The following is a 22,879-nucleotide window of genomic DNA, read 5'->3' as shown; positions in this document are numbered from 1 at the left end:
AACAACTGTCAAGCAATCCTTGACAGTTCAATCCGGAAGCAAGCCGTGCGCTGCGGAAGCATGTACGGCTGATCTGCCACCTGCAGGCGAAGGGCCGTAAGCGCCAGGGCGTGAGCCGCGTTGTAGGCGAGATCGAAGCGGCTTTCCAGGCTCAGGCTTTCCCGCTCGGCATCGGCCAGCCGGCGCTGCCCGGAAAGGAACAGACCGCTCAGTTCCGTCTCGACCGGCGGTTCAGGTTTGAGCTGGCCGGTGCGGGCCAGATTCTCCAGAGGGTTGGAAGTCATCGGGTAAGCGTCCTTGCAACAGTATGGTGTCCCCCGAAAGCACCTTGCTCAGGAACGGGTTGCCGTTCCTCAACCGCTTTTCGAACTCCGCGTTGGTGTACAACGTCGGGTTGATCGGCCGCCCCAAGGCGCTCTCCACATCGGCCAGCATCCCGTAGGCCGATTCAAGAGTCAGAGTATCGGACACCAGCAGCAGGTCAATATCGCTCGCCGCCGTGGCCCCGCCCTTAGCCACCGAGCCGTAGACCAACGCCAGTTCAATGGCCTCCGGAGAGGCCGCCAGCGCCTGTCGCAGCGGCTCCACCAGCCCCACGGTCTTGCGAATCAGCCCCACCAGCTCGGCATGGATCGGCGACTCAGGATTTGCCTGATAGTGCTTCTGATTGCCCACCCGAAACACCCGCACCAACCCGCTATCGGCCAGCTTCTTCAGCTCCCGCTGCACCCCGCCGGACCCCATGCCCAGCAGGCCGATCACCTCGGCGCCGAAGAAGCTCCGCTCCGGCTGGCCGAACAGCAGCCCCAGCACCCGCTGCTGGGTGCTGGAGAACAAGGCGTCGGCCAGGGAGAGGCGACCGGGATTGGTTTCGGTACCGTGATTTATACCCATAATGGGTAACTATAGACCCAGTATGAGTACCCTCATATAGGAAAACCCATATTGAACTCTCCCGAAACCCTAAAATGGGTATTCGGTCTGGACCACCGGTCAAACGCCTTCCCGGTCACTCCAAGGACGAATGGCCATCAGCTCACGGCCGCCTCTGCATCATGCTCCACCTGGGCCCGCAGCCAATAGTCACGGGACAGGCCGAAATATCCGCGGTGATGACGCGCTTACCGGCGACGATATCGCCGATGCGCTGCGCCGGCACGCCGATCTCTTTAGCAAGACGATATTTGGTGATACCCAGGGGCTTGAGGAATTCCTCGAGAAGCAGCTCACCGGGCGTCACGGGTGCGATGCGAGTCATAAGCCTCCAAGATTCAGTAATTTGACCGGGAATGCAGTAAAACGGCCGGAAATCGACCTTCTTGCAGTAAATTGGCCGGAAAATTAACAGTCAGTCATCCAGAGCGGCATCCCGGCTCCCTTCAAACATAAACGGCTTCAGCTTCAACATAGGGCCTGAGCTCCGGACGTAGCGCCTTGTCCGTCACCAGATCCACGGGACGCCCCAGCAAATCCTTGAGATAGAATTGCAAACCGAAATAGCGGGCGGACGTGGCTGGCCCGTCGAAGATCACTAGAATATCCACGTCGCTGTCCGCACTGGCTTCGTCCCGGGCCACCGAGCCGAAGAGCGCCAACGACCTGACGTCGAATTCACGGACCAGGAAAGACCAATGGGCACGCAGGGCTTTTAGCGTTTCGGCGCGGTCAACCACCGTGGCCATCATTGAGACGTTGTAAATTCAACCAGAAAGCTGGCGTGGTGCCCAACACCTCGGCAAGCAAGGTCGCCGTCTCGACGGTTACGCGGCGGCGATTGCTACAGAGCTCTTTTACCGTTTCCGAGGTCACACCCATCGCCTTGGCCAGCCCATCTTGGGTAATGCCTAGAGGCTCAAGAAACTCTTCTTCGAGCATCACGCCAACGCTGGTGGCCGGGTGCGCCGGGGCTCTCAATACATTGGCCATAACGCCTATTCCTTCTCGGATCGGTAGAATGCATCGCTTTCTTTGCCGTCAGGCCATTCTTCAGGCAACGCAATCCGACCTTGGAGAAATCCCAGCCGAGCCGGCCGGGCGGCAGGATCGCTATCCTCATGGAGTGGCGCACCGGGCCCCGCCGCGAGTAGCGCTTTCATGATATCTTCATAGCTGGATTCTTCAGGCTGGGCCTCAACAATGGCTATCAAGCGACGCTTTGGATCCGACATCTCGCTCCTCTGACCAGGCTTTCTCTTCCATCACCGGATCATGAATTTCGCTCTCATGATGAACGAACGCAACAGCCAGGCAGATTCGAATTTTTAATGTTCTGTTGGCATCCACGAGATAGCCGATTGAGCGCTCCGCGCTCGCCTAAAGAGCGCCAGCGGACTTCTTGACCAAAAGGTGATTAATCACAATGCACGGCTGCAGTTTCCGGCTGGCTTCGGCGACCAAACGGCGATGGCAGAAAGCAGCGTCCGCCTCAAAGCAGATCAGACAGGAACGACTAGCGCTGGACTTCGCGACCATCCGCTGCAGGGCTTCGGTCTGAGTATCGATGTACCTCAGAAAATCCTTCTCATAGCTAACCCAGTTTCCATCCTGCTTGTACCGTTCCCGTATCGGCTTGGGGCAGCCCAATTCTCGAAGATGACAATAGTCGATACCCGCGCCGGCCAAGCATTTCGAAAGCGCTGTTTTGGAGAAGCCTCGCTTACGGGAGATAGGATATTGGCGCACATCGATAACCTGATCGACGTTCGCATCAAGAAGAAGCCCGACAAACGTCTCGATATCGACTCCTTCGTAACCGGCGGTGTGAATCAGCATGGCGGCTACCTATGAAACGAAGGGAACTTGCGTGGCCATTTGCCTCTTCGCGGGCAATTGTCCCCATGCTCAAGCCATGAGCGATGTAGCACCAGGCCATGCCGGAGGCATACCGCCCTGCCTGGGTCTGAGCGGGGGAAGTATCGGCACCTATTGCTGCCACGAATTAATGCTGAATCCCGCTCATGGAAGAACGAGCAAAAGACGATCCTTAACTCGTTATCAGTACATTGTCCGTGCTGGGCGGGTTGTTCTTCAGGTAGTCCTTGATCTCGGACGTGATTTGGGAAGAACTTTCCGAGCGGGGCTCGCATTTCTCAGCCCACGCTCTACCGGGATGGAGCACGTCCCATCTGGGCCGCATTCCCTTGTGGCGCCCCTTGCCGGGATCATGGTTGCCAAACCCATCGATCAGTTTATTCCAGATCGGGTTGAACTTGGCGATGAGGAGCGATTCGCCGAGCGGAATCCAAATGTCGTCGACGATCAGATAGCGGCAGTGAAAGTCCTTGGAATCCAGGTTTTCGGCCTCGCGAACGCTCTTAAGGTGCTGCTTGATGCGATTGAACAACACCCTGCCCGGCTTGGCTTCCAGATCGCCGCCTTTCCGTGCACCCGACGGCACGGCCTTACCCACGTAAATCGGAGCTCGAAAAGCATCATCGCGATTCGCTTCGGCGATGACCTCGTAGCCCTCGAAGTCTCCCGTGTAGTAAATGGCATAGATTCCGGCGCCTTGGAAGGCTTCGAGCTCTTCCAGAGGGAACACGGGCTGGCGGAGCATGGCTTGGCCCACGCTCTCGCCGAGATGCCGTTTGTCGAGAGGATTGAAGGGTACGACGGAACTCTTTTTATCGCTCATGCAACGCCTTGTTGTCGGGCGCGTGCCTCCAGCTGTATCCGTCGTTCCATGAGTTGTTCTCCAACGGATGCCGCGATGGTTCGAGCCAACGCGACGGGCACGGCGTTCCCCAATTGCCGCATGGTCTCGGTCCATGAGCCATGAAAAACGAAGCCGTCCGGGAAGGTCTGAATCCGGGCGGATTCGCGAACACTAAAATATCTGGGCTCGCCATTGTCAAGAATCATCATGTTCTCGCCCCCGGGCACGCCATGGTCGCCGGCCTTGAGCGTCTTGGCGGGGAGATCCAGGGGGCTGCCGGTATGGCCGGGGTAAACCTTGGCGCCGGGCTGGTGGCGATGATTGAAGAAATCATGCGGCTTGCGCTTGCGCGGATCGGGAATGCCCTGGAGAGCGTCGCGGACCGTGCGCCACGGTTTCAGCGACGCCAGCGGCAGCGATGAACTCAGCCTCTTGACCCGGTTCTCCAGATTCGCCGGGACAGAGGGGCGCTTGCGCGTAGAGATGCCATGCCGATCCCAATACTCGCCGGACACCCACTGGGAATACAGCAGTGCATCGTGGCTGTGGGTCAGGTCCGGAATGTTCCAGCGAATGTCCAGGTCGGAACGGAAACCCACGATGAACACGCGCTCCCGCTTCTGTGGGATGCCGTAATCCGCGGCGTTCACCAGGTTGGTGACGATGTTATACGTCAGGCCCGTGCGATGCAGCGCGCCGGAGGTCTTTTCCCGCTGCAGACGTTTGAAATGGGCGATCCAATCCTCGCCGGACTTTCGGCACGCTTCGGGAAATTCCAACTGGAGCTTGATGTACTCAAAGTAATTGCTGAAGGCGGGCCGCAACAGCCCCCGCACGTTCTCCACGATGAACGCCTTGGGCTTGAGCCGGCGCACCACTTCGGCGGTGGCGGGGAACATGTCTCGTTTGTCGCCGAAAGCCTTGTGCTTACCGCCCATGGAGAAGGGTTGGCAGGGCGGCCCGCCAGCCAGGAGATCGATATCCTCGGGAATGGACGACCAATCAAAAGCGCGCACGTCGCCTTGCCAGACCGGCCACTCCTTGACCACCGGGTAGCCACGCTTTTGATTCTCGCGAATGGTGTCGCAGGCCCACCGGTCCCACTCCACCACCGCCATTGGCTCGAAACCCGCCAGTGAGGCGCCCAAGGCCAAGCCGCCAGCGCCCGCGAAAAGCTCCACTGATTTCACTGGTTCCCTCTCACGCTTCTTCTTGGGTTAGAAAAGCCTCGACCTCGCGGGCCACGGCGTCCAAATCTCGCAATTCGCACTCCCAAACGACCAGCACCCGCCAGCCCAGCCCGGCCAGCGCCTGCTGATGCCGCAAATCCCGCTCGCGGTTGGCCTCCAGCTTGGTCCGCCAGAACGCCACCCGAGACTTCGGCATCCGGGTCAGGCTGCAGCCGGGATGACGATGCCAAAAGCAGCCGTGCATGAAGATCACTGCCCTTCGGCGGGGAAACACCAAGTCCGGCGTCCCTGGCAGGTCGCGGCGGTGAAGCCGGTACCGGAACCCGAGGCCATGCACCAAGCGCCGCAACTTCATCTCGGGTTTCGTATCCTTGGCCTTCACGCGCGACATGCGCTCGCTGCGGGCCTTGGGCGAAAGGGTGTCCGACACGGGCTCTCTCTGGGATGGCGGCTCAATGCTGGTCGCCATGATAGTAGAGATGGGCCCGCTGGGCACCCTCGGCGCGGACACCCAAAAAACTGTACATAAGGACAGTTGTTCGCGCAAGTGGCTCGGCACTAACCGATCGAAGCTCCATCGGTTACCCCGGAGGCGTTTTCCGGGGACCGTCGTGGCGCGGAACGAATCTAGGATGCCGGAAATGCCCTGGTCCTAGCGCGACGGCACACGGCATTAGATGGCTTCGATAGCCAGAGACGGCGCGTATGTACGGAATCCAAGGATTGATTTCTGTCCACTGGAAGACTTTGAGGGGGTAGGGCGGGGAACAGTTGCCTGGGACTTGGTAGTCTGCCAGGCAATAAGCCTCACTGCATGGCAACTACTGCACGGCTACTATCGAGTGGCCTCCTTCGATCATCTCATAGCCTCAAAGCGGTACTCATTGAGATTGCTGTCCATCCCCGCCAGGAATACTCTTCCCCCTTCCACCGTCAAAAATAACAGCCCTCTTCTCATTGCCTCGACACCATCGGCTATATCTCCCCAAACGCCGGCAACATCCTCGCCACGGATCGATAGCACAAGAGGATTCCCTCCGGCACTATTGAAAGAAACCTTTAAATCGATTCGCTCCTTGGACATGTGGACGCAGGCAAAGCCAAAGGCTGGGCGCCATCCGGCGCTATACCATCTTATATTCTTAGCGTTGTGATATCGCCTCCTTGACCTCTTGGCATTTTCCAAGAACGTTCGACCGGATACTTTCCGATAACAATCCTTGTCAGACCGACTATCCGTACATGGATGTTTAGGCCAAGGCGGGCCAATTTCATCAAAATAGACTCGACCATCGTCAGGAGATTTATAGAACCAAACCAACTGGCCGCAAGCCGGGCATCTCGCATTTGGCTTTAAAAAGCTCCGACGGTCTCTATATTGCCAAGACAACGCATGTCTATCCCGATCATAAGCCAAGCGCGCCATATACGATTTCTCATCGTGTTTTTCTATAGGGCGCACGATTTCATCAATAGTTCTGAATATCATGAACCTACCTATTTACTTGGCGTGGCCCTCGATTGGACCACAAAGCCGAGACTCGGTTCTGATATAGGTCAGTGAACGCTCACTTTGATAAATCTCAAATCTATTTACAGCCGCCTTGCTGAAAGGTCGAGATCATAGATAATGAAGGAAAATCTACTCACGGATGGGGGACAATAAGCCATGACAAGGCATAGCTTCGGCGGCGATTGGACAAGAGTGAAACTGGACACCCTGGAGAAGTACCTGGATATCTATACAACCGCCATGAAGAATCAAAAATTCAACTTTCACTATGTGGATGCTTTCGCGGGGACTGGGCAGCGGGATGGTGAGGATGACCCCACTCATTCTCTCATCAAGGAGATCGAGACGTTAAAGGGGTCGGCAACGCGCGCCCTTGAGTGCAAAAAGCCTTTTGACCACTACCATTTCAACGACACCAATCCTCACCACGTCAAAGCCTTGAGAGAATTGGCGGCGCAGCACCCCGACAAGAAGGTCAATGTAACCCAAGAAGACGCCAATGTTTTCGTGCAGCACTTCTGCCACGACATGCGCCCGATGGATCGGGCCATCGTTTTCCTCGATCCCTACAGCTCGGAACTCGAGTGGTCGACCCTCAAAGCCATCAGGAATACCGAGAAAGTGGACCTTTGGCTTCTTTTCCCGATATCGACGCTGCTCAGGATCACACCCAGAAACGGGCCCCGTGACGAGTGGGGCAGCGCGATCGAGCGCATGCTGGGAACTTCGGATTGGAGAGAGCTGTACGAGGAACAACCGCTCACCATGGATCTCTTTGGTGAGCACAGGGAGGAGGTTCGGCGGCAGGACTACAAAAAAGTCGTCGATTTCGTCACGACACACCTACGGCGGCTCTTCCCTTTCGTTGACGATCCATTCCATCTGGATCAGCGCGGCCGCTTATTGTTTCTTCTCTATTTCGGCGTCTCAAACTCTAGCCCTGCTGCCCAGGGACTGGCCCGGAACCTCTCCGCAGCGATCAGGAAATCTCTGAAATAGGAATTCTGGGGTATTCTTCGTACAACCGACCGTCCAAGAGGCGGCCGTTTGCCTTTTTACTTCGTTTGACGCCGTCCTCACCCCAAACGCCCCACTGCTTGAAGAAGAAAGGAACTTGCGCGGCGTCGCATTCCGCTTGAACATTTCGCACCCATTCCATCTTCATGGGCCGGGCCTTGTAGCCGGACTCGCCGCCAACAATCACCCAATCGATACCGCTCAGATCGAACTCACCAAGGTCCTCCAGCAATGGTTCCACGGATAAGAACCTAACCTTTGCAGCGACGCTTCTAAGGTAGGGAATCCGAGGCAGGCCGTACTTACGGTCCTCCACCGATACGCCCAGCCACACATTCGGCGGCACCGGGCGGCTGGAGTAATAGTCGCGAATACGCTCCGCGCGCTTGGTCAAAATCTGGTAGGTATGCTGCGGAGTCTCACTGATGACCTCCATGACCCGATCAATGTACTGGTCGGGAACGCCCTCATGGAAGAGATCGCTCATGGAGTTAACAAAATACACGGTAGGCTTACGCCGGCGCAGCGGCTGCTCGAGACGCTCCGGCATCAGCCGCAGGGCGAACCCGTCTTCATAGCCGGCGGCGTTCATCGCCTTGAGGCGACGTGCCATGACCTCGGCGTAGCAGTGCTTACAGCCGGGGGAGACCTTAGTGCAGCCGGTGACGGGGTTCCAGGTCTGTTCAGTCCATTCTATGTCCGAGTAAGTGCTCACTTTATGCCTTCCTGTACTGCGCGACCCTGGGGCGCAGATTACACGCCTCGCAACACCGTTGCACCATGTGAAAAAGGCGGATAATACCGCCGCCCGGCAAAGCGGCGGCACGGGCGGCGATCAGGCGCCGGAAGGCTCCGGGGCGGCGGAGATCACAAGGCGCCCCTCGCTGACCTCAACCTGCAGGGACGTGCCGACGTCGAAGCCGGCTTCCGCAAGCCAATAGCCTTTGACGTGTACCCAGGGTACGGGCGGCCTGGGTTGTTTGAGGCGATGGACGCGGACGGGATCGAAGGATTGGTAATATTGCCCGGGATGCACTTTGAGGTGCCGGGTGTAGGGGAAATCGCGGTTGGATTTGCGGGTTTCGCTTTTACCCACGCGGGCGCGTGGCTTATGATTCCGTTCAGCCATGATGGACTCCGTATCAGTCTGTTGTGGTTAGCTGTCTTCGGGTGTTGCCGCACCCGGAGGCAGTGCTTTTACTCTAATGCACACACCGCAAAAACGTCAACTCCGAAGAGGAAAGCCCGCCCCTAGCTATTGTTAAAATTCAACGTATGCATTCCTTTTTTATAATATGGGCCGACACAATAGGAAGTACCATCAAGATCAGGCGCAATCATCGACGTAGTAAATATCAACTGGTAAGCCGCTCGAATACTTTGACACTCGCGCATGATGAGATGCTGAAAATTTTGGCTCCTCTCCTCCCTCATCCCTTTATCCTCAATATTATCCATAAGCAACAAGCTGGGGAGTCTAGCTTCTTTGTCATCAACGGTTTCTAGGAATATAGCTAACCGAACACAGTTTTTCAAAATAACCATCGAGCTAGCGGAAAACTTACCTTTATTGTTAACAAACATTTTATCTTTAGCGAAATCAAAAGCGACCTCATCTGCACTATCAAAATCTTGTTCGTACCCATCATCTTCGGACAGCAGCTTTTTTGCTCTTTCCTCAATGCGAGAGTTAACATCCATAAAGCGTTGCTTCTGCTTATTCACCAATTGATCAAGAAGGTCTTGTATTCGACTTATTTCCGAGTTGGCTTCTATTTTTCTATTTCGAAGATTTTCCACTTTAATAACATCTGCTTTACGATCTTCAAGAGCCACCATTTGACTACGACAAAAACCAACTTTAGATGAAAGCTCCGAAATCAAAGCTTCTCTATCGTTTACTGAGGAGAGCATGCTGTTATATTCAACCTTTGCCTCCTCAAGCTTTCGATTTATTAAAGGAACCGCTGCAGAAAGCCGCTCAATCTCTGATTTAAACCTTTCTATAAGAGAAAAACTTTCTTTTATTTGAAAATCTATCTCGTTCAGCATACTTATATAGCCGAAATCACGATTTTCCGAATCGTGCTCTTGCTTACAAAGGTGGCAGACTTCTTCTTCAGCATGTTCGGCAAGCGGCTGCAAACACACTGGGCAATACTGGAACTGGACTCCGCCCATTAAAAAATAAGTCGTTTTTGAGCTGCTTAGTGCTCTTTTCCGGTCCTTCAAAGACCGGAGGAATAGTTCGGTATCTACAAGCTCCGTGCGTAAAGAGTGAAGACTTTCGTCTATCCCTTGTTTTTCTTCGGAAAGCTTATCAATTATCGAAACCAGCTTTTCCAAGTGTCCGGCCAACTCAGGCGCAAGATCTGCATCTTTACCAGTGCGGATATCGCGAATTTTTTCTAGAATCTCATCCACTTCTTTTGATATTTCACCGATCTTACCATCAAGAGCCTGCATGTTTATGGAGGAAGCTTCATTTCCGAAAAATCGGTATATCGCCGAAAGCTCGGCGTTCACCTTATCAAATTCACGGTTTGCTTGTATTAAGTCCTGCCTTACGTTATGAGCCTCAAGATCATCTATGCCGAGAAGGTACTCACCGATTGCACGCCTATATATAGGGTTATCATAGGTATTATCTTCTTTGAGCAACTTAGTGATTGACGACAACTGATCCACATACATCAGCCTAAGTATTTGGTGCATTGTTAGGTTTTTTTCCTCATCCGTCTTATGACGAGGCAGCCCCAACAATTCAAAAATACGTTCCGAAAAACTTACTTTGTCTTTACTTCTTTTATAAGGGTAAGAGTACCAACCATCTGTCTCGCCAAGGACACCACTAAATCTTCCTTCTCGAATAAGCATCTTCTCTTGACCGGACTCTGATATATCTCTTTTGAGGCAATATGGCTCACCGTTTATTTCCACCTCCGAAAGCACCCAATCGCACACCCTTTGCTCGTCGGTCCACTCATTAACGACCGCACCCAAGGAGTAATTAAGGAGATCCATGACCGTGGACTTGCCAGTTCCGTTATCACCCCTAATAATATTCACGCCTTCATGGAACTCTTCATTGTAAACAAACCCACCCGACTTGCTCACGACAAATCTCTTTATAACCATCCTTGATAAACTCATACCTCCTCCACGTCGTACCGAAACTCAAGGAGTCCGCTACGCTTTTTCAGGCCCGCTTTCCCAGTCAGCTTTTGCGACGGCAGCTCGTTAACTATCAAGTGGAACCAGTTCTCTTGTGCATTTAAATCCGATTCCAGAAGACCAACCAAATCGTTAGGTAAATTATTTTTTGTTCTTTCAATATATCCCTGCTGGAAAGATTCAATTGATAAAATCTTTTTTGCAAGAAGACTTTTTATAGCAGCCATTTGAATCACTTTAATTTGTGCCGCCACCCTTCCCGCATTCCGCATGAACTCATAGGGCTGTCTAATGCCTTTCACAACCTTCCTATAGGCTCGCAACTCAGATGGAAAGGGGCTTATTTCTTTTAACAAATGCGGAAAAAGGACATATAAATCCTGGATTATTATTAAATCCAAAGGTATTCTCTCGATTGAAGAGTTCTCAACAATAAGAAGAATTCTATACACACAATGATTAACATCATAAGCCGGATGATAAATTAACATATTCCATCCCACCTCACATGACACTTCCCTGTAAGAAAATAAAGCATGCCGGACACGCTTTCTGTGGTAATTAAACTATCGTACTTAATAACCGCCTTATGGATAGGGCACAGAATTTCTTCAAAAATAACCTCGTCAACCTTCATGTCGCCAGAATTTGAATTTATTAGTGGTCTTATTTTTTGTTTCCATATTGATATTATGGCAGATAATATCTGCACATAGACATGCTGCTCAATCGCTAGGAGCTGATTCTTGGCCACCCTCCTTTCAAACTTATTTTTTAAATACGTCGCGTCAGCAACCAAGTCACCCCTGCCACCTGCATTTAATTTTTCTTCCAGGCCCACGATCTCCCTATTAGGATGGCTATTAACCAAATCAGAAAGATCTTCTATAAAATCAACCAACTCTTCATCATCGCCAAATTTCTTTATTATAATATCAATCGCTTTTTCCAAACTACTTAGAGGCGCAAAGATATTATCCCCGTTATGAACAGAATTGTCTTTATAATTTAATTCGACGTCCATGCACTAAAACCTGTTATCACCATTATGGGTAGAGTTGTTTTTATAAGTAACGGAATTTATCTTCTTGGCGATTCCGTCATTCCTTTTCTTTCTCAGCAGAGAAAAAATAAAAACGAAGAATAGAACAAGGACCAAGAAGATTGTTATCAGGAAAACTCTTTCACTACCGAAAAATTCAACCATTGAATCAGAATAGATGTATTTCATTAGCACAAACAGCAAAAAAAGAGGAACTCCAGGCAATCCTACAGATAAAAATATCCTTTTTGTCATGTCATCCATGTCCCCTCCTCAAAACGCTCAAACCGGAATAAGTACTGAGAATACAACAAAAAAAGGCCGCCCCAAAAGGAGCGGCCATCACCAAGGAAGCCTTGAGTTAAATAGTAAGGACTAACTCACCATGCGAGTTATGCGTCCCCTTTCTTTTTCGCTACGAGCGTGAGGATGTCGTAGCTGGCGACCAGCTCGTCGTCCTGGTTCTTCACCTGCACATCCCAGACCACCACACCTTGCGGGGTGCCGTCAGGGGCGGCTTTGCCTTGGTCGATTTTTCGTTTGCAGGTGAGGCGGGCCTGGATGGTGTCGCCGGCGCCGACGGGGTTGATGAAGCGCAGGGTGTCGAGGCCGTAGTTGGCGAGCACGGGGCCGGGGGCCGGGGAGACGAACAGGCCGGCGGCGGCGGAGAGGAGGAAGTAGCCGTGGGCGATGCGTTTGCCGAATTGGGAGTCTTTGGCGGCGATGTCGTCGAAGTGCATGTAGAAGTGGTCGCCGGAGAGGCAGCCGAAGTTGACGATGTCGGCTTCGGTGACGGTGCGGCGGTGGGTGAGCAGGGATTCGCCGATGGCGAGGTCGTCGAAGTGGCGGCGGAAGGGGTGCACTTCGGTTTCGAGGACGTCGGCGCCGCGCACGTATTCGCCGGTGACGGCGGCGAGCATAGACGGAGAGCCCTGGATGGCGGTGCGTTGCAGGTAGTGGTGGACGGCGCGGATGCCGCCGAGTTCTTCGCCGCCGCCGGCGCGGCCGGGGCCGCCGTGTTTAAGCATGGGCAGGGGCGCGCCGTGGCCGGTGGATTCTTTGGCGGCTTCGGCGTTGAGCACTTGCAGGCGGCCGTGGCGGGCGGCGAGCACGGGGATGGTACGGGCGGCGGTTTGCGGGTCTTTGGTGGCGAAGGTGGTGACCAGGCTGCCTTTGCCTTTGGCGGCGAGTTCGACGGCTTCGTCGAGATCGCCGTAGCCCATCAGGGTGCTGACGGGGCCGAAGGCTTCGATGTCGTGGGCGCCGCCGTCGGCGTGGGGGTCGCGGCTGCGCAGCAGGCGCGGGGCGAAGAAGGCGCCGTTTTCGGTGCCTTTGCCAATAAGCTGCGGTTCACCGTTGCCACCGAAAATGCATTCGCTGGTGTTGAGCAGGTCGTTGACGGCGACGGTGACGTCTTCTTTCTGGGCGAGGGAGGCGAGCGCGCCCATGCGTACACCTTCTTCGTCCGGGTCGCCGAGGGTGATTTTTTCCAGGCGCTGGATCAGGCGTTCGGCGAACGCGTCCAGGTGCTGTTGGGGCACCATGATGCGGCGGATGGCGGTGCATTTCTGGCCGGCTTTGACGGTCATCTCGCGGACGATTTCCTTGGCGAGCAGGTCGAACTCTTCGTCGTCGGGGGTGACGTCCGGGGCGAGGATGGCGCTGTTGAGCGAGTCCGCTTCGGCGTTGAAAGGGATGGAGCGGTTGATGACGTTGGGGTGCGCGCGCAGTTTGCGGGCGGTGTCCGCGGAGCCGGTGAAGGTGACCATGTCCTGTTCGTCGAGCTGGTCGAGCAGGTCTCCGGTGCCGCCGATGATCAGTTGCAGCGCGCCTTCCGGGAGGGCGCCGGAGTCTTGCATAAGACGGACGCAAGCTTCGGTGACGTAGCTGGTGGCGGTGGCCGGTTTGACGATGCAGGGCATGCCGGCGAGGAAGTTGCCGGCGAATTTTTCCAGCATGCCCCAGACCGGGAAGTTGAAGGCGTTGATGTGCACGGCAACGCCACCGCGCGGCACCAGGATGTGGGTGCCGGCGAAGTGGTTGTTTTTGCCCAGCGGAATCACCGGGCCTTCGTGGAGGACGTTGCCGGAGGGCAGCTCTTTGCGGCCCATGCTGGCGTAGGCGAACAGGGTGCCGAAGCCGCCGTCGATGTCGAAGGCGTTGTCGCCTTTGGTGGCGCCGGTGTGGCGCGACAATGTGTAGAGTTCCTTTTTGTGTTCTTGCAGGTACTGCGCCATGGCCTTGAGGCGGGCGGCGCGTTCCTGGAAGTCGAGTTTGAGCAGTTCCTTAACGCCGGTGGTGCGGCCGTAGTGCACGGCGGCGGCGAAGTCTGGGGTGTCGTCGTGGGTGTGGGCGACGATCTCGCCGTTGATGGCGCTGGCCAGCGGTTTACCGGGCTGGCTGCCGAGCCATTGGCCGGCGAGGTAGCTTTGGAGGACGGTCATGGCGTGGCTCCTTTCTATCTGCGTATGAAACGACGGCCTCTTGGGCCGTCGCCGGTTGTTTGGTGCGCTCGGGAGCCTCCGGGCGGTGCCGGCGTCGTTTCCGGCGTCACGAGCGGCCCGCCATCAAGGCGTGGACGCGCCGGCGTGGTGGCGCCACGTCAAGCGGCCACAACGCGGAGGGCGGGCCGATCGTGGCGCCCCGCAGGGCGGCGCAGCCGCGGAAACGACGCCGGCATCGTTCGGAGGCTCCTTATGGTTGATCGAAGTCGAGAACCACCTTGTCGGTGATCGGGTAGCTCTGGCAGGAGAGCACGTAGCCGGCGGCGACTTCGTAGTCTTCCAAAGCGAAGTTGTTGTCCATTTCCACTTCGCCTTCCACTACTTTGCAGCGGCAGGTGGAGCAGACGCCGGCCTTGCAGGAGAACGGCAGGTCGGCGCCGTTGTCGTTGGCGGCGTCGAGGATGTTCTTGGAGTCGCGGGGCAGCTCGATTTGGACTTCGCGGCCGTCGGCGATGATGGTGACCTGCGTTTTGGCTTCGTCGGCGGACACCTCTTCGACACGCCGGTGTTGGCGCTGCGGCTGGCCTTCGACGCCGAACAGTTCGAAGTGCACGCGGCTTTTGTCCAGGCCGTTGGCGACGAGGCGGTCGCGCACGACCTCGGTCATGGATTGTGGGCCGCAGAGGAAGGCGGCGTGCAGGTTCGGGGTGTCGAGCCAGCGGGAGAAAATGGCGTCGCATTTTTCCGCGTCGATGCGGCCGTTATAAAGGTCCACATCCTGCTGCTCGCGGCTGAACAGGTAGATGACGTTGAAGCGGCCCAGGTAGGCGTTTTTCAGGTCGCTGAGCGCTTCGCGGAACAGGGTGGAATTGCTGGAGCGGTTGCCGTAGAGCAGCGTGAAGCGGCTATGGGGTTCGGCTTCCAGGGTGGTTTTGATGATGGAGAGAATGGGCGTGATGCCGCTGCCGGCGGCCACGGCCAGGTAGTGGGCCTGGCGCTCCGGGTCCAGGTCGATGTGGAAGTGGCCGCTGGGCGGCATCACTTCCAGGCTGTCGCCTTCCTTAAGCTCGCCGTTGGCGAAGGCGGAGAAGCGGCCGCCGGGGACTTTTTTCACCGCCACGCGCAGGTCGCCGTCGTTGACGCCGGTGCAGATGGAGTAGGAGCGGCGTACTTCCTCGCCGTCCATATGAGTACGCACGATCAGGTGCTGGCCCTGGGTGAAGCGGAAGGCGTCGTTCAGTTCCGGCGGCACGTCGAAGGCGATGGACACCGCTTCGCGGGTTTCCGGGCGCACTTCACGGATGGTCAGAGAATGAAATTGGCTCATGATTAAAGGCACTTAAAGTAGTCGAAGGGTTCCAGGCACTCGCGGCATTTATAAAGCGCCTTGCAGGCGGTGGAGCCGAATTCGCTGACTTGCACCGTGTCAGTGCCGCCGCAGTGCGGGCATTCGGCGGGGCCGGGATCGTGCAAGGTATCGCGGCCCTGCCCTTTCGGCGGCGGCGCGATGCCGTAGGCCTTGAGGGCATCGCGGCCGTTGTCGGTGATCCAGTCGGTAGTCCAGGCCGGCGCCAGCACCCGTTCGATGCGCGGGTTCTGGAAGCCGATGTCTTCCAGGGCTTCGCGCACGTCGCGCTCGATCACTTCCGTGGCCGGACAGCCGGAGTAAGTGGGCGAGACCTTAACGTGCAGGCTGTCGTCGCTCCATTCCACGGCGCGGATCATGCCCAGGTCGACGACGCTGACCACGGGCACCTCCGGGTCCATCACCTGGACGAGACAGTCCCAGGCGCGGGGCAAATCCGCTTCGCTGAGCGGTTCGCCCCGGAAAGGCTGACGCTCGCGAAAAATAAAATCACCAGGTTGCATCGGGGTAGGCCCGCGGCAGGGACTGCATCTCGGCCAATAAGAAACCGAGATGCTCGGTGTGTTTGCCGTTCTTGCCGTCCATGTAGAAGTGGCGCGCCGGTTCCGGCAGGTCCAGGCCGGCTTCAGCGAACACGCGGGCCACTTCGGCGCGCCAGGCGTCGCCCACGTTGCCGGCGCCGATGCCCGCTTCGGCGAGCTGGTCCTCGATCTCATCGGTGTCGGTGAGCTCGTAGGTGAAGCGCCACAGGTTCTGCACGGCGTCGGTAAGACGGCGGTGGCTTTCTTCGGTGCCCTGCCCTAACCGCAGCATCCATTCGCTGGAGCGACGGCGGTGGTAGGTGGATTCTTTCAGGCCCTTGGCAGCGAGGCCGGCGATGCGTTCGTCGCTGGATTCGGTCAGGCCCGTGAGCACCAGGTGGTGCCAGACGTCGAAGAAAAATTGCTTGGCCGTGGTCACCGCGTAATCACCGCGCGGCTGTTCGGCGATCAATAAATTCCGGTATTCCCGTTCGTTGCGGCGGAAGGCGAGAAAGTCCGCGTCGCGGCCGTCGTCGCGCAATTCGGCGGCGTAGTCGTACCAGTTGCGCGCCTGGCCGAGCAGGTCCAGGCCCACGTTCATCATCGCCACTTCTTCTTCCAGGGCCGGGGCGTTGCCGCACCATTCGCAGAAGCGCTGGGCGAGCACCATGTCGGTGTCGGCGAGACGAAGAAGGTATTCGACAAGAGCTTGATTGTTTTGCATGGCGACGCTCATCACATCTGATCCACTTCCGGGGGCAGCTTGTAGAAGCTGGCGTGGCGGTAGACCTTGTCGTCGGCGGGGTCGAAGAAGGGTTCTTTTTCGTCGCCGGCGCTGGCGGTAATCTGCGCGGCGGGCACCACCCACAGGCTGACGCCTTCGCTTCTACGGGTGTAGAGCTCGCGGGCGTTTTCCAGGGCCATGGTGGCGTCGGCGGCGTGCACGCTGCCCACGTGTTTGTGGTTGAGGCCGTGCTTGCTGCGCACGAAGACTTCAAAGAGGGTCCATTCAGCCATGTTCGTTTTCCGGTTGGTGCTGCGTCTTTTCCGATGGATTACGCGGCCAGAGGCCGCGCCTTCATCCTGTATCCTGAATCCTGCATCAGCGCCGCCTCAGGCGGCGTTCGCTTTCTGCTTGTCGGCGTAGGCCACGGCGGCGTCACGCACCCACTGGCCTTCGTCGATGGCGTTCTTGCGCTGCTGAATCCGCTCCACGCCGCAAGGGCTGTGGCCCTTGAGCACGTCGAAGAATTCCTGCCATTGGATTTCACCGAAGTCGTAGTGGCCGGTTTCCTCATTCCATTTCAGGTCCGGGTCCGGGGCGGTGCAGCCGAGGAATTCCAGTTGCGGCACGGTCTGGTCGAGGAAGCGCTGGCGCAGGTCGTCGTTGCCGTGGCGTTTGATTTTCCATGCCATGGATTGCGCGGAGTTGGGCGAGTCCGCGTCGGAGGGGCCGAACATCATCAGCGACGGCCACCAGAAGCGGTTGATGGCGTCCTGCACCATGGCTTTCTGCTCGTCGGTGCCTTCGCGCATCATGGTCAGCAGGATTTCGTAGCCCTGACGCTGGTGGAAGCTCTCTTCCTTGCACACGCGAATCATGGCCCGCGCATAGGGGCCGTAGGAGCAACGCTGCAGCGGCACCTGGTTGACGATGGCGGCGCCGTCGACGAGCCAGCCGATGGCGCCCATGTCCGCCCAGGTGAGGGTCGGATAAGTGAAGATGGAGGAGAACTTCACCTCGCCCCGGTGCAGCTTATCGATCTCGTCGTCGCGGTCGGCGCCCAGGGTTTCCATGGCGCTGTACAGGTACAGGCCGTGGCCGGCTTCGTCCTGGATCTTGGCCATCAGTTGCAGCTTGCGCTTGAGGCTGGGGGCGCGGGTCAGCCAGTTGCCTTCGGGCAGCATACCGACGATTTCCGAGTGGGCGTGCTGGGATATCTGGCGAATCAGCGTCTTGCGGTAGCCGTCGGGCATCCAGTTCTTGGGCTCGATCTTGGTTTCCGCGTTCACCTTCTCTTGAAAGTGCCGCTCTTCCGGGCTCATTTCATCCAGGCTTTTCAGGCCCTTGCTGCCGGTGTCCACCTGTTGTGCGTACATGGTTTCTCTCCCTGCCGGGCATCGCCCGCCCTGCCAACTGGGTGGCGGTGATCCGCCAATGTGTTTATTTTTATACGATACATAATTTCATGTCAAATTACTATTTTCGTGTCATTTCTGAAAGCGCCGATCACGCCTTGACCAGAAATCACTCTGAACGGCTCTATTTCCGGGTTTTCACCGCTTTTTCGCCACCTTACAGGCCACCATCCAAGGCCGCCGATTCCGCCCTGATACAATGATCCGATACATTACCCTCCACTCTTAACCACCATGAACAGGCATTCCCAGGCGCGGTTGCCCAGCCCGACGCGCGGATAACACAGCGGCGCTCTGGCGCTTTTTTGCTACTCTTCGCCGAGGGGAGCGATTCGTTATCGATGGGGCAATATGCCTGATGAAATTGTGGCCACCGGCTTGATCGCGGGGGGCGAGGACACCTGGACGCTGTGGGTGAAGATCATGGCCACCGGCGCCACCCTGGCGCTGCTGCTGTTGGCGGTGTTTACGCTGGCGCTGTACCGGCACCGCGACCGGGAGGCGCCGGTGGCGTTGCATTTCACCCTCGCCAATCTGTTCGCCACCGCCTACGTTACCGGCGACATCGCCGTGGGCATTCATCTGCGCCAGGGCCAGCCGGACCAGGTGATGCTGCCTTATCGGCTGTCTTTGGCGGCGGTGGTGATGGCGCTGGTGGCCTTCATCTGCTTGCAGAGAGTGCTGCGCCAGCGCGACACGCCGGCCGGCCCGCTGCTGGCTCTGTATGCCACGGGGCTGCTGTTTTCATCCCTGCTGTGGCTGCGCCACCCCTGGCTGATTATCGCCAGCGATCGCTTCATGGTGAGCGGCAATGGCGTGTTCGCGGATTACGGCACTGGCGCGGCGCCGTTTTTCGGCGTTTGCCTGCTGCTGTTCGCGATGGCTTCGTGGCGTCTCCTGCACCGGGCGCGCCGCGCCGGCGGCGTGCTGGTGTGGCGATTGACCGTGTTTGGCTTCGCGATTTTCTTTCTCGCCGGCGTCCACGACACGCTGCGCGAGCTGCGTGTGGAATTGCTGCCGTTCAGCGCCCTGACCCTGGGTTGCGCCTGTTTCCACCTGGGCGCGTTCGCGGCCATGGCGATTCATTACTCACGCACGCTCAGCGAACGCACCCAGCACAGCCATCAGCTTCAACGACTCACCGACGAAGCCAACCGCGATCCGCTTTCCGGGCTGTTCAATCGGACTTATCTGGAGAACCGGCTGGATCACCTGGGCGGTGCCGGTGGCGGCTTGCTGTTTATCGATCTGGATCACTTCAAGCTGGTCAACGACCGCTTCGGCCACGGCCATGGCGACCGGCTGATTCGTCTGGTGGCGGAGCGCCTTCGCAGCACCATGCGCGAGGGCGACATCGCCTGCCGCTGGGGCGGCGATGAATTCGTGGTGTACCTGGCCGAGGCCCACTCGAATTCCGCGCCGCCCATCGTGGCGCGGCTGCTGGCCGCCTTCGCGACCATCGAGCTCGATGGTGTCACCGGCATCGACATTGGCGCCAGCATGGGCTTTGCCGAGCTCACCGATGTGGATTGGCGCGACACCTTAAAGCGTGCCGACGAAGCGCTCTATCGGGCCAAGTCCGAGGGCCGCAATCGGCTCTCCATTGCTTAAAAGCGGAAAGGGCATTCGGAATATCAGGCGGGGATCAGCGTCACACCCAGATCGTCGCCGACCCGCCGAACGTCGCGCCATTGCAGCGGGACCCGCTCCACCATGCGCGCGAACGGCAGGGCGAACAGGCCACGGGCGTCGCTGCCGAGCAGGGTCGGCGCCAGATAGACAATCAACTCATCGAACAGGCCTTCGCGCACGAAAGCACCGGCCAGGGTGGCGCCGCATTCCACCAGAATTTCGTTGCACTCACGGCGCGCCAGCTCGGCGAGCAGGGCCTGAAGGGCGCCCCCCGACTCGGAAGCCGGCCGGTGCATCACCTCGGCACCGGCGGCTTGCAGGGCGCTCTCGCGCCCCGGGTGTGCCTGGCCACCGACGATCAGACACCGCCCCTCGGCGGTGACCACCGGCGCATCCGCCGGGGTGCGCAAACGCCGATCCAGAATCACGCGCAGCGGCTGGCGCACCGTGTCGCTGCCGTAATCGGCGAGCGTCCATTGTGCTGGGCGCACCGTGTAGGAGGGGCGGTCCGCCAGCACCGTGCCAATGCCAGTGATGATTGCCGAGCTGCGCGCGCGCAGACGCTGCACGTCTTCGCGGGCGGCGGGGCCGGTGATCCATTGCGATTCGCCACTGGCCATGGCGGTGCGCCCGTCCAGGCTGGCGGCGGCCTTGATGCGAATGTAGGGCCGCTCGCCGCGCATGCGGCGGATAAAGCCCGGGTTCAACGCGCGGGCGTCGTTTTCCTGCAAGCCGATCTCCACGGCGATACCCGCTTCGCGCAATGCGCGAAAGCCGTTGCCGGCCACTTGTGGGTTGGGGTCTTCCATGGCGGCGACCACTCGCGCCACCCCAGCCTGAATCAACGCGGCGGCGCAGGGGCCGGTGCGGCCGGTGTGCGAGCAGGGCTCCAGGGTCACGTAGGCGGTGGCGCCGCGCGCCTGCTCGCCGGCGGCGGCCAGCGCGTGGCGTTCGGCGTGGGGTTCACCGGCGCGGGCATGGAAGCCCTCGGCGATGATCTGGCCGTGCTTGGCGATCACGCAGCCAACACGGGGATTGGGATCGGTGGTGTACAGGCCGCGCCGGGCCAGTTGCACGGCGCGAATCATGCAGTGCTGATCGAAGGCGCCACTCATGCGTCGCCCTTGCCGCCGCCTTTCTTTCCGCCCGCCTTGCGCAGGCGGTCCACTTCGGCGGCGAATTCGGAGATGTCCTGAAAGCTGCGATACACCGAGGCGAAGCGCACATAGGCCACATCGTCGAGCTGCTGCAGGGCTTCCATGACCCGCTCGCCCAGTTCCCGAGCCGGCACTTCCCGCTCGCCGGTGGCGCGCAATTGGTGACAAATACGGCTGATCGCCGCTTCCAGATCTTCCAGGCTGACCGGCCGCTTTTCCAGCGCGCGCATCATGCCGGCGCGCAATTTGTTCTCATCGAACGGCTCGCGGGTGCCATCGGATTTGATCAACCGGGGCATCACCAGCTCGGCGGTCTCGAAAGTCGTGAACCGCTCGTTGCAGCTCAAACACTCACGCCGCCGCCGCACCTGGCCGCCATCCGCGACCAGCCGGGAATCGATGACTTTGGTGTCTTGGGCACCGCAGAACGGACAATACATGGCGGCCTCCGGCCAGAACAAACACGTTGAAAGTGAAAAGTTAAAAGTTGAAACGCGGGCGAGGTCACTCTCTTTTGGGCGCTTCAGGCCGCGCTTAAGGAAAAGGCGCGGCGAGCAGCGTCAAATATCATGACGAGGCCCGCGCGCGCCTTCAACTTTTAACTTTCAACTTTTAACCGCGTCTTCTTAGCGCTCGTAAACCGGCAGCCGCTTACAGATCTCACCGACCTTGCCACGCACTGCATCGATCACCGATTCGTCGCCCATGTTGTCGAGGATGTCGCAAATCCAGCCGGCGAGGGCGGTGGCGTCGGCTTCATTGAAGCCACGGCGGGTGATGGCCGGGGAGCCGATGCGCAGGCCGGAGGTGACGAAGGGCGAGCGCGGGTCGTTGGGCACGGCGTTTTTGTTGACGGTGATGTGGGCGCGGCCCAGGGCGGCGTCGGCGTCTTTGCCGGTGATGTCCTGCTTGATCAGACTAAGCAGGAACAGGTGGTTCTCGGTGCCGTTGGAAACCACGTCAAAACCCCGGTCGATAAACACCTTGGCCATCGCCTGGGCGTTTTTCACCACCTGCTGCTGGTAGGTCTTGAACTCCGGCTCCATGGCTTCCTTGAAGCAGATCGCCTTGGCGGCGATGACGTGCTCAAGCGGGCCGCCCTGGCCACCGGGGAACACGGCGGAGTTGATCTTCTTCTGCAGGTCTTCGTTGGCCTTACCCATGATCAGGCCGCCGCGCGGGCCGCCCAGGGTTTTGTGGGTGGTGGTGGTGGTGATGTCGGCGATGCCCACCGGGCTGGGGTAAACACCCGCGGCGACCAGGCCGGCCACGTGGGCCATGTCCACCAGCAAAACGGCGCCCACTTCGTCGGCGATGTCGCGAAAGCGCTGCCAATCCACTACTTGGGAGTAGGCGGAGAAGCCGGCGACGATCATTTTCGGTTTGTGCTCACGGGCCAGCTTGTCCACCTGGTCGTAGTCGATCAGGCCGGTGGCGTTGTCCAGGCCGTATTGAATGGCGTTGTACATCTTGCCAGAGAAGTTCGGCTTGGCGCCGTGGGTGAGGTGGCCGCCGGCGTCCAGGCTCATGCCCAGCACGGTGTCGCCGGGCTTGAGCACCGCCATGTAGACCGCCGCGTTGGCTTGCGAGCCAGCGTGCGGCTGCACGTTGGCCCAGTCGGCGCCGAACAGTTTGCAGGCGCGGTCAATGGCCAGTTGTTCGACCACATCGACGTTTTCGCAACCGCCGTAGTAGCGCTTGCCCGGGTAGCCCTCGGCGTATTTGTTGGTGAGCACGGAGCCCTGCGCTTCCATCGCCCGGGGCGAGGCGTAGTTCTCGGAGGCGATCAGCTCGATGTGCTGTTCCTGGCGCTCGCGCTCGGCGTCGATGGCGGCCTGGATTTCCGGGTCGAACTCGGCGATGGACATGCTTTTCGGGAACATGGGCTACCTGTGCGTTGGGGATTGAATAAGGCCCGGCCGCCGGCGGCCCGAAGCGGGCGCCACCGGCGGCGTCTGAGGCCGCGTATTCTACCCAAAAGCAGGCGCTTTGGCACATGAAGCCGGTTCATCAATCCGGTGAACGCGGC

27 protein-coding genes are annotated in these 22,879 nt (G+C 58.2%); 2 read left to right on the top strand and 25 right to left on the bottom strand.

All coding sequences use genetic code 11. The annotated features are described in order from the left end of the window. Window positions 1-8: 8 nt before the first annotated feature. The 11 genes from CGS25_RS10745 to CGS25_RS19220 form a co-directional block, all read right to left on the bottom strand. On the bottom strand, window positions 9-284 hold the full coding sequence (locus tag CGS25_RS10745; protein WP_101675451.1) for a hypothetical protein: 276 nt from the start codon (window positions 282-284) through the stop codon (window positions 9-11). Continuing rightward, window positions 232-894, bottom strand: coding sequence for a nucleotidyltransferase domain-containing protein (locus CGS25_RS10740; protein WP_101675450.1), 663 nt, complete (start codon window positions 892-894; stop codon window positions 232-234). The genes CGS25_RS10745 and CGS25_RS10740 overlap by 53 nt, the downstream gene beginning before the upstream one ends. Before the next feature lie 142 nt (window positions 895-1,036). After that, a complete protein-coding gene (locus tag CGS25_RS10735) occupies window positions 1,037-1,258 on the bottom strand; it encodes a HigA family addiction module antitoxin (protein WP_232802362.1) in 222 nt (73 codons plus the stop codon). A 121-nt stretch (window positions 1,259-1,379) separates the two neighbouring features. Further along, on the bottom strand, window positions 1,380-1,685 hold the full coding sequence (locus CGS25_RS10730; RefSeq protein WP_232802361.1) for a nucleotidyltransferase family protein: 306 nt from the start codon (window positions 1,683-1,685) through the stop codon (window positions 1,380-1,382). Next, window positions 1,666-1,926: a HigA family addiction module antitoxin gene (locus tag CGS25_RS10725; protein WP_101675449.1), complete on the bottom strand. Its 261-nt coding sequence runs from the start codon at window positions 1,924-1,926 to the stop codon at window positions 1,666-1,668. The genes CGS25_RS10730 and CGS25_RS10725 overlap by 20 nt, the downstream gene beginning before the upstream one ends. 5 nt (window positions 1,927-1,931) lie before the next feature. Next, a complete protein-coding gene (locus CGS25_RS10720) occupies window positions 1,932-2,168 on the bottom strand; it encodes a hypothetical protein (RefSeq protein ID WP_101675448.1) in 237 nt (78 codons plus the stop codon). 145 nt (window positions 2,169-2,313) lie between these two features. After that, the gene (locus CGS25_RS10715) at window positions 2,314-2,772 is read right to left on the bottom strand and encodes a DUF488 domain-containing protein (RefSeq protein WP_101675447.1); all 459 of its coding nucleotides are present in this window, start codon (window positions 2,770-2,772) and stop codon (window positions 2,314-2,316) included. Window positions 2,773-2,983: 211 nt separating this feature from the next. Next, window positions 2,984-3,634 carry an Eco29kI family restriction endonuclease gene (locus CGS25_RS10710; RefSeq protein WP_101675446.1) on the bottom strand — a complete coding sequence of 217 codons (651 nt, stop codon included), beginning with the start codon at window positions 3,632-3,634 and terminating at the stop codon, window positions 2,984-2,986. Continuing rightward, on the bottom strand, window positions 3,631-4,845 hold the full coding sequence (locus tag CGS25_RS10705) for a DNA cytosine methyltransferase (protein ID WP_101675445.1): 1,215 nt from the start codon (window positions 4,843-4,845) through the stop codon (window positions 3,631-3,633). Before CGS25_RS10705 ends, CGS25_RS10710 begins: the two co-directional genes overlap by 4 nt. A 10-nt stretch (window positions 4,846-4,855) precedes the next feature. Then, on the bottom strand, window positions 4,856-5,275 hold the full coding sequence (locus tag CGS25_RS10700) for a very short patch repair endonuclease (protein ID WP_232802360.1): 420 nt from the start codon (window positions 5,273-5,275) through the stop codon (window positions 4,856-4,858). A 426-nt stretch (window positions 5,276-5,701) separates the two neighbouring features. After that, window positions 5,702-5,929 (bottom strand): hypothetical protein, encoded by a 228-nt coding sequence (locus CGS25_RS19220; RefSeq protein ID WP_101675444.1) that lies wholly within the window; start codon window positions 5,927-5,929, stop codon window positions 5,702-5,704. Between the two features lie 621 nt (window positions 5,930-6,550). Here CGS25_RS19220 and tcmP point away from each other — a divergent pair. Beyond that, window positions 6,551-7,357 (top strand): three-Cys-motif partner protein TcmP, encoded by an 807-nt coding sequence (tcmP, locus tag CGS25_RS10690; RefSeq protein WP_157933808.1) that lies wholly within the window; start codon window positions 6,551-6,553, stop codon window positions 7,355-7,357. On the opposite strand, the gene CGS25_RS10685 is transcribed toward tcmP, so the two are convergent. The 11 genes from CGS25_RS10685 to paaA form a co-directional block, all read right to left on the bottom strand. After that, window positions 7,338-8,090 carry a DUF5131 family protein gene (locus tag CGS25_RS10685; RefSeq protein ID WP_101675442.1) on the bottom strand — a complete coding sequence of 251 codons (753 nt, stop codon included), beginning with the start codon at window positions 8,088-8,090 and terminating at the stop codon, window positions 7,338-7,340. The two genes, tcmP and CGS25_RS10685, sit on opposite strands and share 20 nt — an antisense overlap. Before the next feature lie 120 nt (window positions 8,091-8,210). After that, a complete protein-coding gene (locus CGS25_RS10680; protein ID WP_101675441.1) occupies window positions 8,211-8,504 on the bottom strand; it encodes a SymE family type I addiction module toxin in 294 nt (97 codons plus the stop codon). Between the two features lie 122 nt (window positions 8,505-8,626). After that, window positions 8,627-10,492: a hypothetical protein gene (locus CGS25_RS10675; RefSeq protein WP_157933807.1), complete on the bottom strand. Its 1,866-nt coding sequence runs from the start codon at window positions 10,490-10,492 to the stop codon at window positions 8,627-8,629. A gap of 32 nt (window positions 10,493-10,524) precedes the next feature. Beyond that, window positions 10,525-11,040 (bottom strand): ABC-three component system middle component 5, encoded by a 516-nt coding sequence (locus tag CGS25_RS18985; protein ID WP_157933806.1) that lies wholly within the window; start codon window positions 11,038-11,040, stop codon window positions 10,525-10,527. Next, window positions 11,034-11,573, bottom strand: coding sequence for an ABC-three component system protein (locus CGS25_RS10665; protein ID WP_101675438.1), 540 nt, complete (start codon window positions 11,571-11,573; stop codon window positions 11,034-11,036). The genes CGS25_RS18985 and CGS25_RS10665 overlap by 7 nt, the downstream gene beginning before the upstream one ends. A 410-nt stretch (window positions 11,574-11,983) precedes the next feature. Further along, window positions 11,984-14,035, bottom strand: a complete 2,052-nt coding sequence (gene paaZ / locus CGS25_RS10655) for a phenylacetic acid degradation bifunctional protein PaaZ (protein WP_101675436.1) — start codon at window positions 14,033-14,035, stop codon at window positions 11,984-11,986. A 250-nt stretch (window positions 14,036-14,285) separates the two neighbouring features. After that, window positions 14,286-15,362, bottom strand: a complete 1,077-nt coding sequence (gene paaE / locus CGS25_RS10650; RefSeq protein ID WP_101675435.1) for a 1,2-phenylacetyl-CoA epoxidase subunit PaaE — start codon at window positions 15,360-15,362, stop codon at window positions 14,286-14,288. 2 nt (window positions 15,363-15,364) lie between these two features. Beyond that, on the bottom strand, window positions 15,365-15,904 hold the full coding sequence (gene paaD, locus CGS25_RS10645) for a 1,2-phenylacetyl-CoA epoxidase subunit PaaD (RefSeq protein ID WP_101675434.1): 540 nt from the start codon (window positions 15,902-15,904) through the stop codon (window positions 15,365-15,367). After that, the gene (paaC, locus tag CGS25_RS10640) at window positions 15,891-16,646 is read right to left on the bottom strand and encodes a 1,2-phenylacetyl-CoA epoxidase subunit PaaC (RefSeq protein WP_198588756.1); all 756 of its coding nucleotides are present in this window, start codon (window positions 16,644-16,646) and stop codon (window positions 15,891-15,893) included. Before paaC ends, paaD begins: the two co-directional genes overlap by 14 nt. Before the next feature lie 11 nt (window positions 16,647-16,657). Continuing rightward, entirely contained in the window at window positions 16,658-16,939 is a 282-nt protein-coding gene (gene paaB, locus CGS25_RS10635) for a 1,2-phenylacetyl-CoA epoxidase subunit PaaB (RefSeq protein ID WP_089033462.1), read from the bottom strand. A gap of 96 nt (window positions 16,940-17,035) precedes the next feature. Continuing rightward, window positions 17,036-18,022 carry a 1,2-phenylacetyl-CoA epoxidase subunit PaaA gene (gene paaA / locus CGS25_RS10630; protein ID WP_101675432.1) on the bottom strand — a complete coding sequence of 329 codons (987 nt, stop codon included), beginning with the start codon at window positions 18,020-18,022 and terminating at the stop codon, window positions 17,036-17,038. A 390-nt stretch (window positions 18,023-18,412) separates the two neighbouring features. Between paaA and CGS25_RS10625 the strand changes: the two genes are divergently transcribed. Then, on the top strand, window positions 18,413-19,672 hold the full coding sequence (locus CGS25_RS10625) for a GGDEF domain-containing protein (protein ID WP_101675431.1): 1,260 nt from the start codon (window positions 18,413-18,415) through the stop codon (window positions 19,670-19,672). A 23-nt stretch (window positions 19,673-19,695) separates the two neighbouring features. Here CGS25_RS10625 and ribD read toward each other — a convergent pair whose 3' ends face one another. The 3 genes from ribD to glyA all read right to left on the bottom strand — a co-directional run bounded on the left by ribD (window position 19,696) and on the right by glyA (window position 22,733). Further along, entirely contained in the window at window positions 19,696-20,808 is a 1,113-nt protein-coding gene (ribD, locus tag CGS25_RS10620) for a bifunctional diaminohydroxyphosphoribosylaminopyrimidine deaminase/5-amino-6-(5-phosphoribosylamino)uracil reductase RibD (RefSeq protein ID WP_101675430.1), read from the bottom strand. Then, on the bottom strand, window positions 20,805-21,290 hold the full coding sequence (gene nrdR, locus CGS25_RS10615) for a transcriptional regulator NrdR (protein ID WP_089033466.1): 486 nt from the start codon (window positions 21,288-21,290) through the stop codon (window positions 20,805-20,807). The genes ribD and nrdR overlap by 4 nt, the downstream gene beginning before the upstream one ends. Before the next feature lie 186 nt (window positions 21,291-21,476). Then, a complete protein-coding gene (gene glyA, locus CGS25_RS10610; protein ID WP_101675429.1) occupies window positions 21,477-22,733 on the bottom strand; it encodes a serine hydroxymethyltransferase in 1,257 nt (418 codons plus the stop codon). Window positions 22,734-22,879 lie beyond the last annotated feature (146 nt).

This window comes from Alloalcanivorax mobilis (assembly GCF_002864685.1).
Lineage (GTDB): Bacteria > Pseudomonadota > Gammaproteobacteria > Pseudomonadales > Alcanivoracaceae > Alloalcanivorax > Alloalcanivorax mobilis.
Note: the sequence above shows the minus strand (reverse complement) of the source record. Positions and strands in the feature narration are given on the sequence as shown.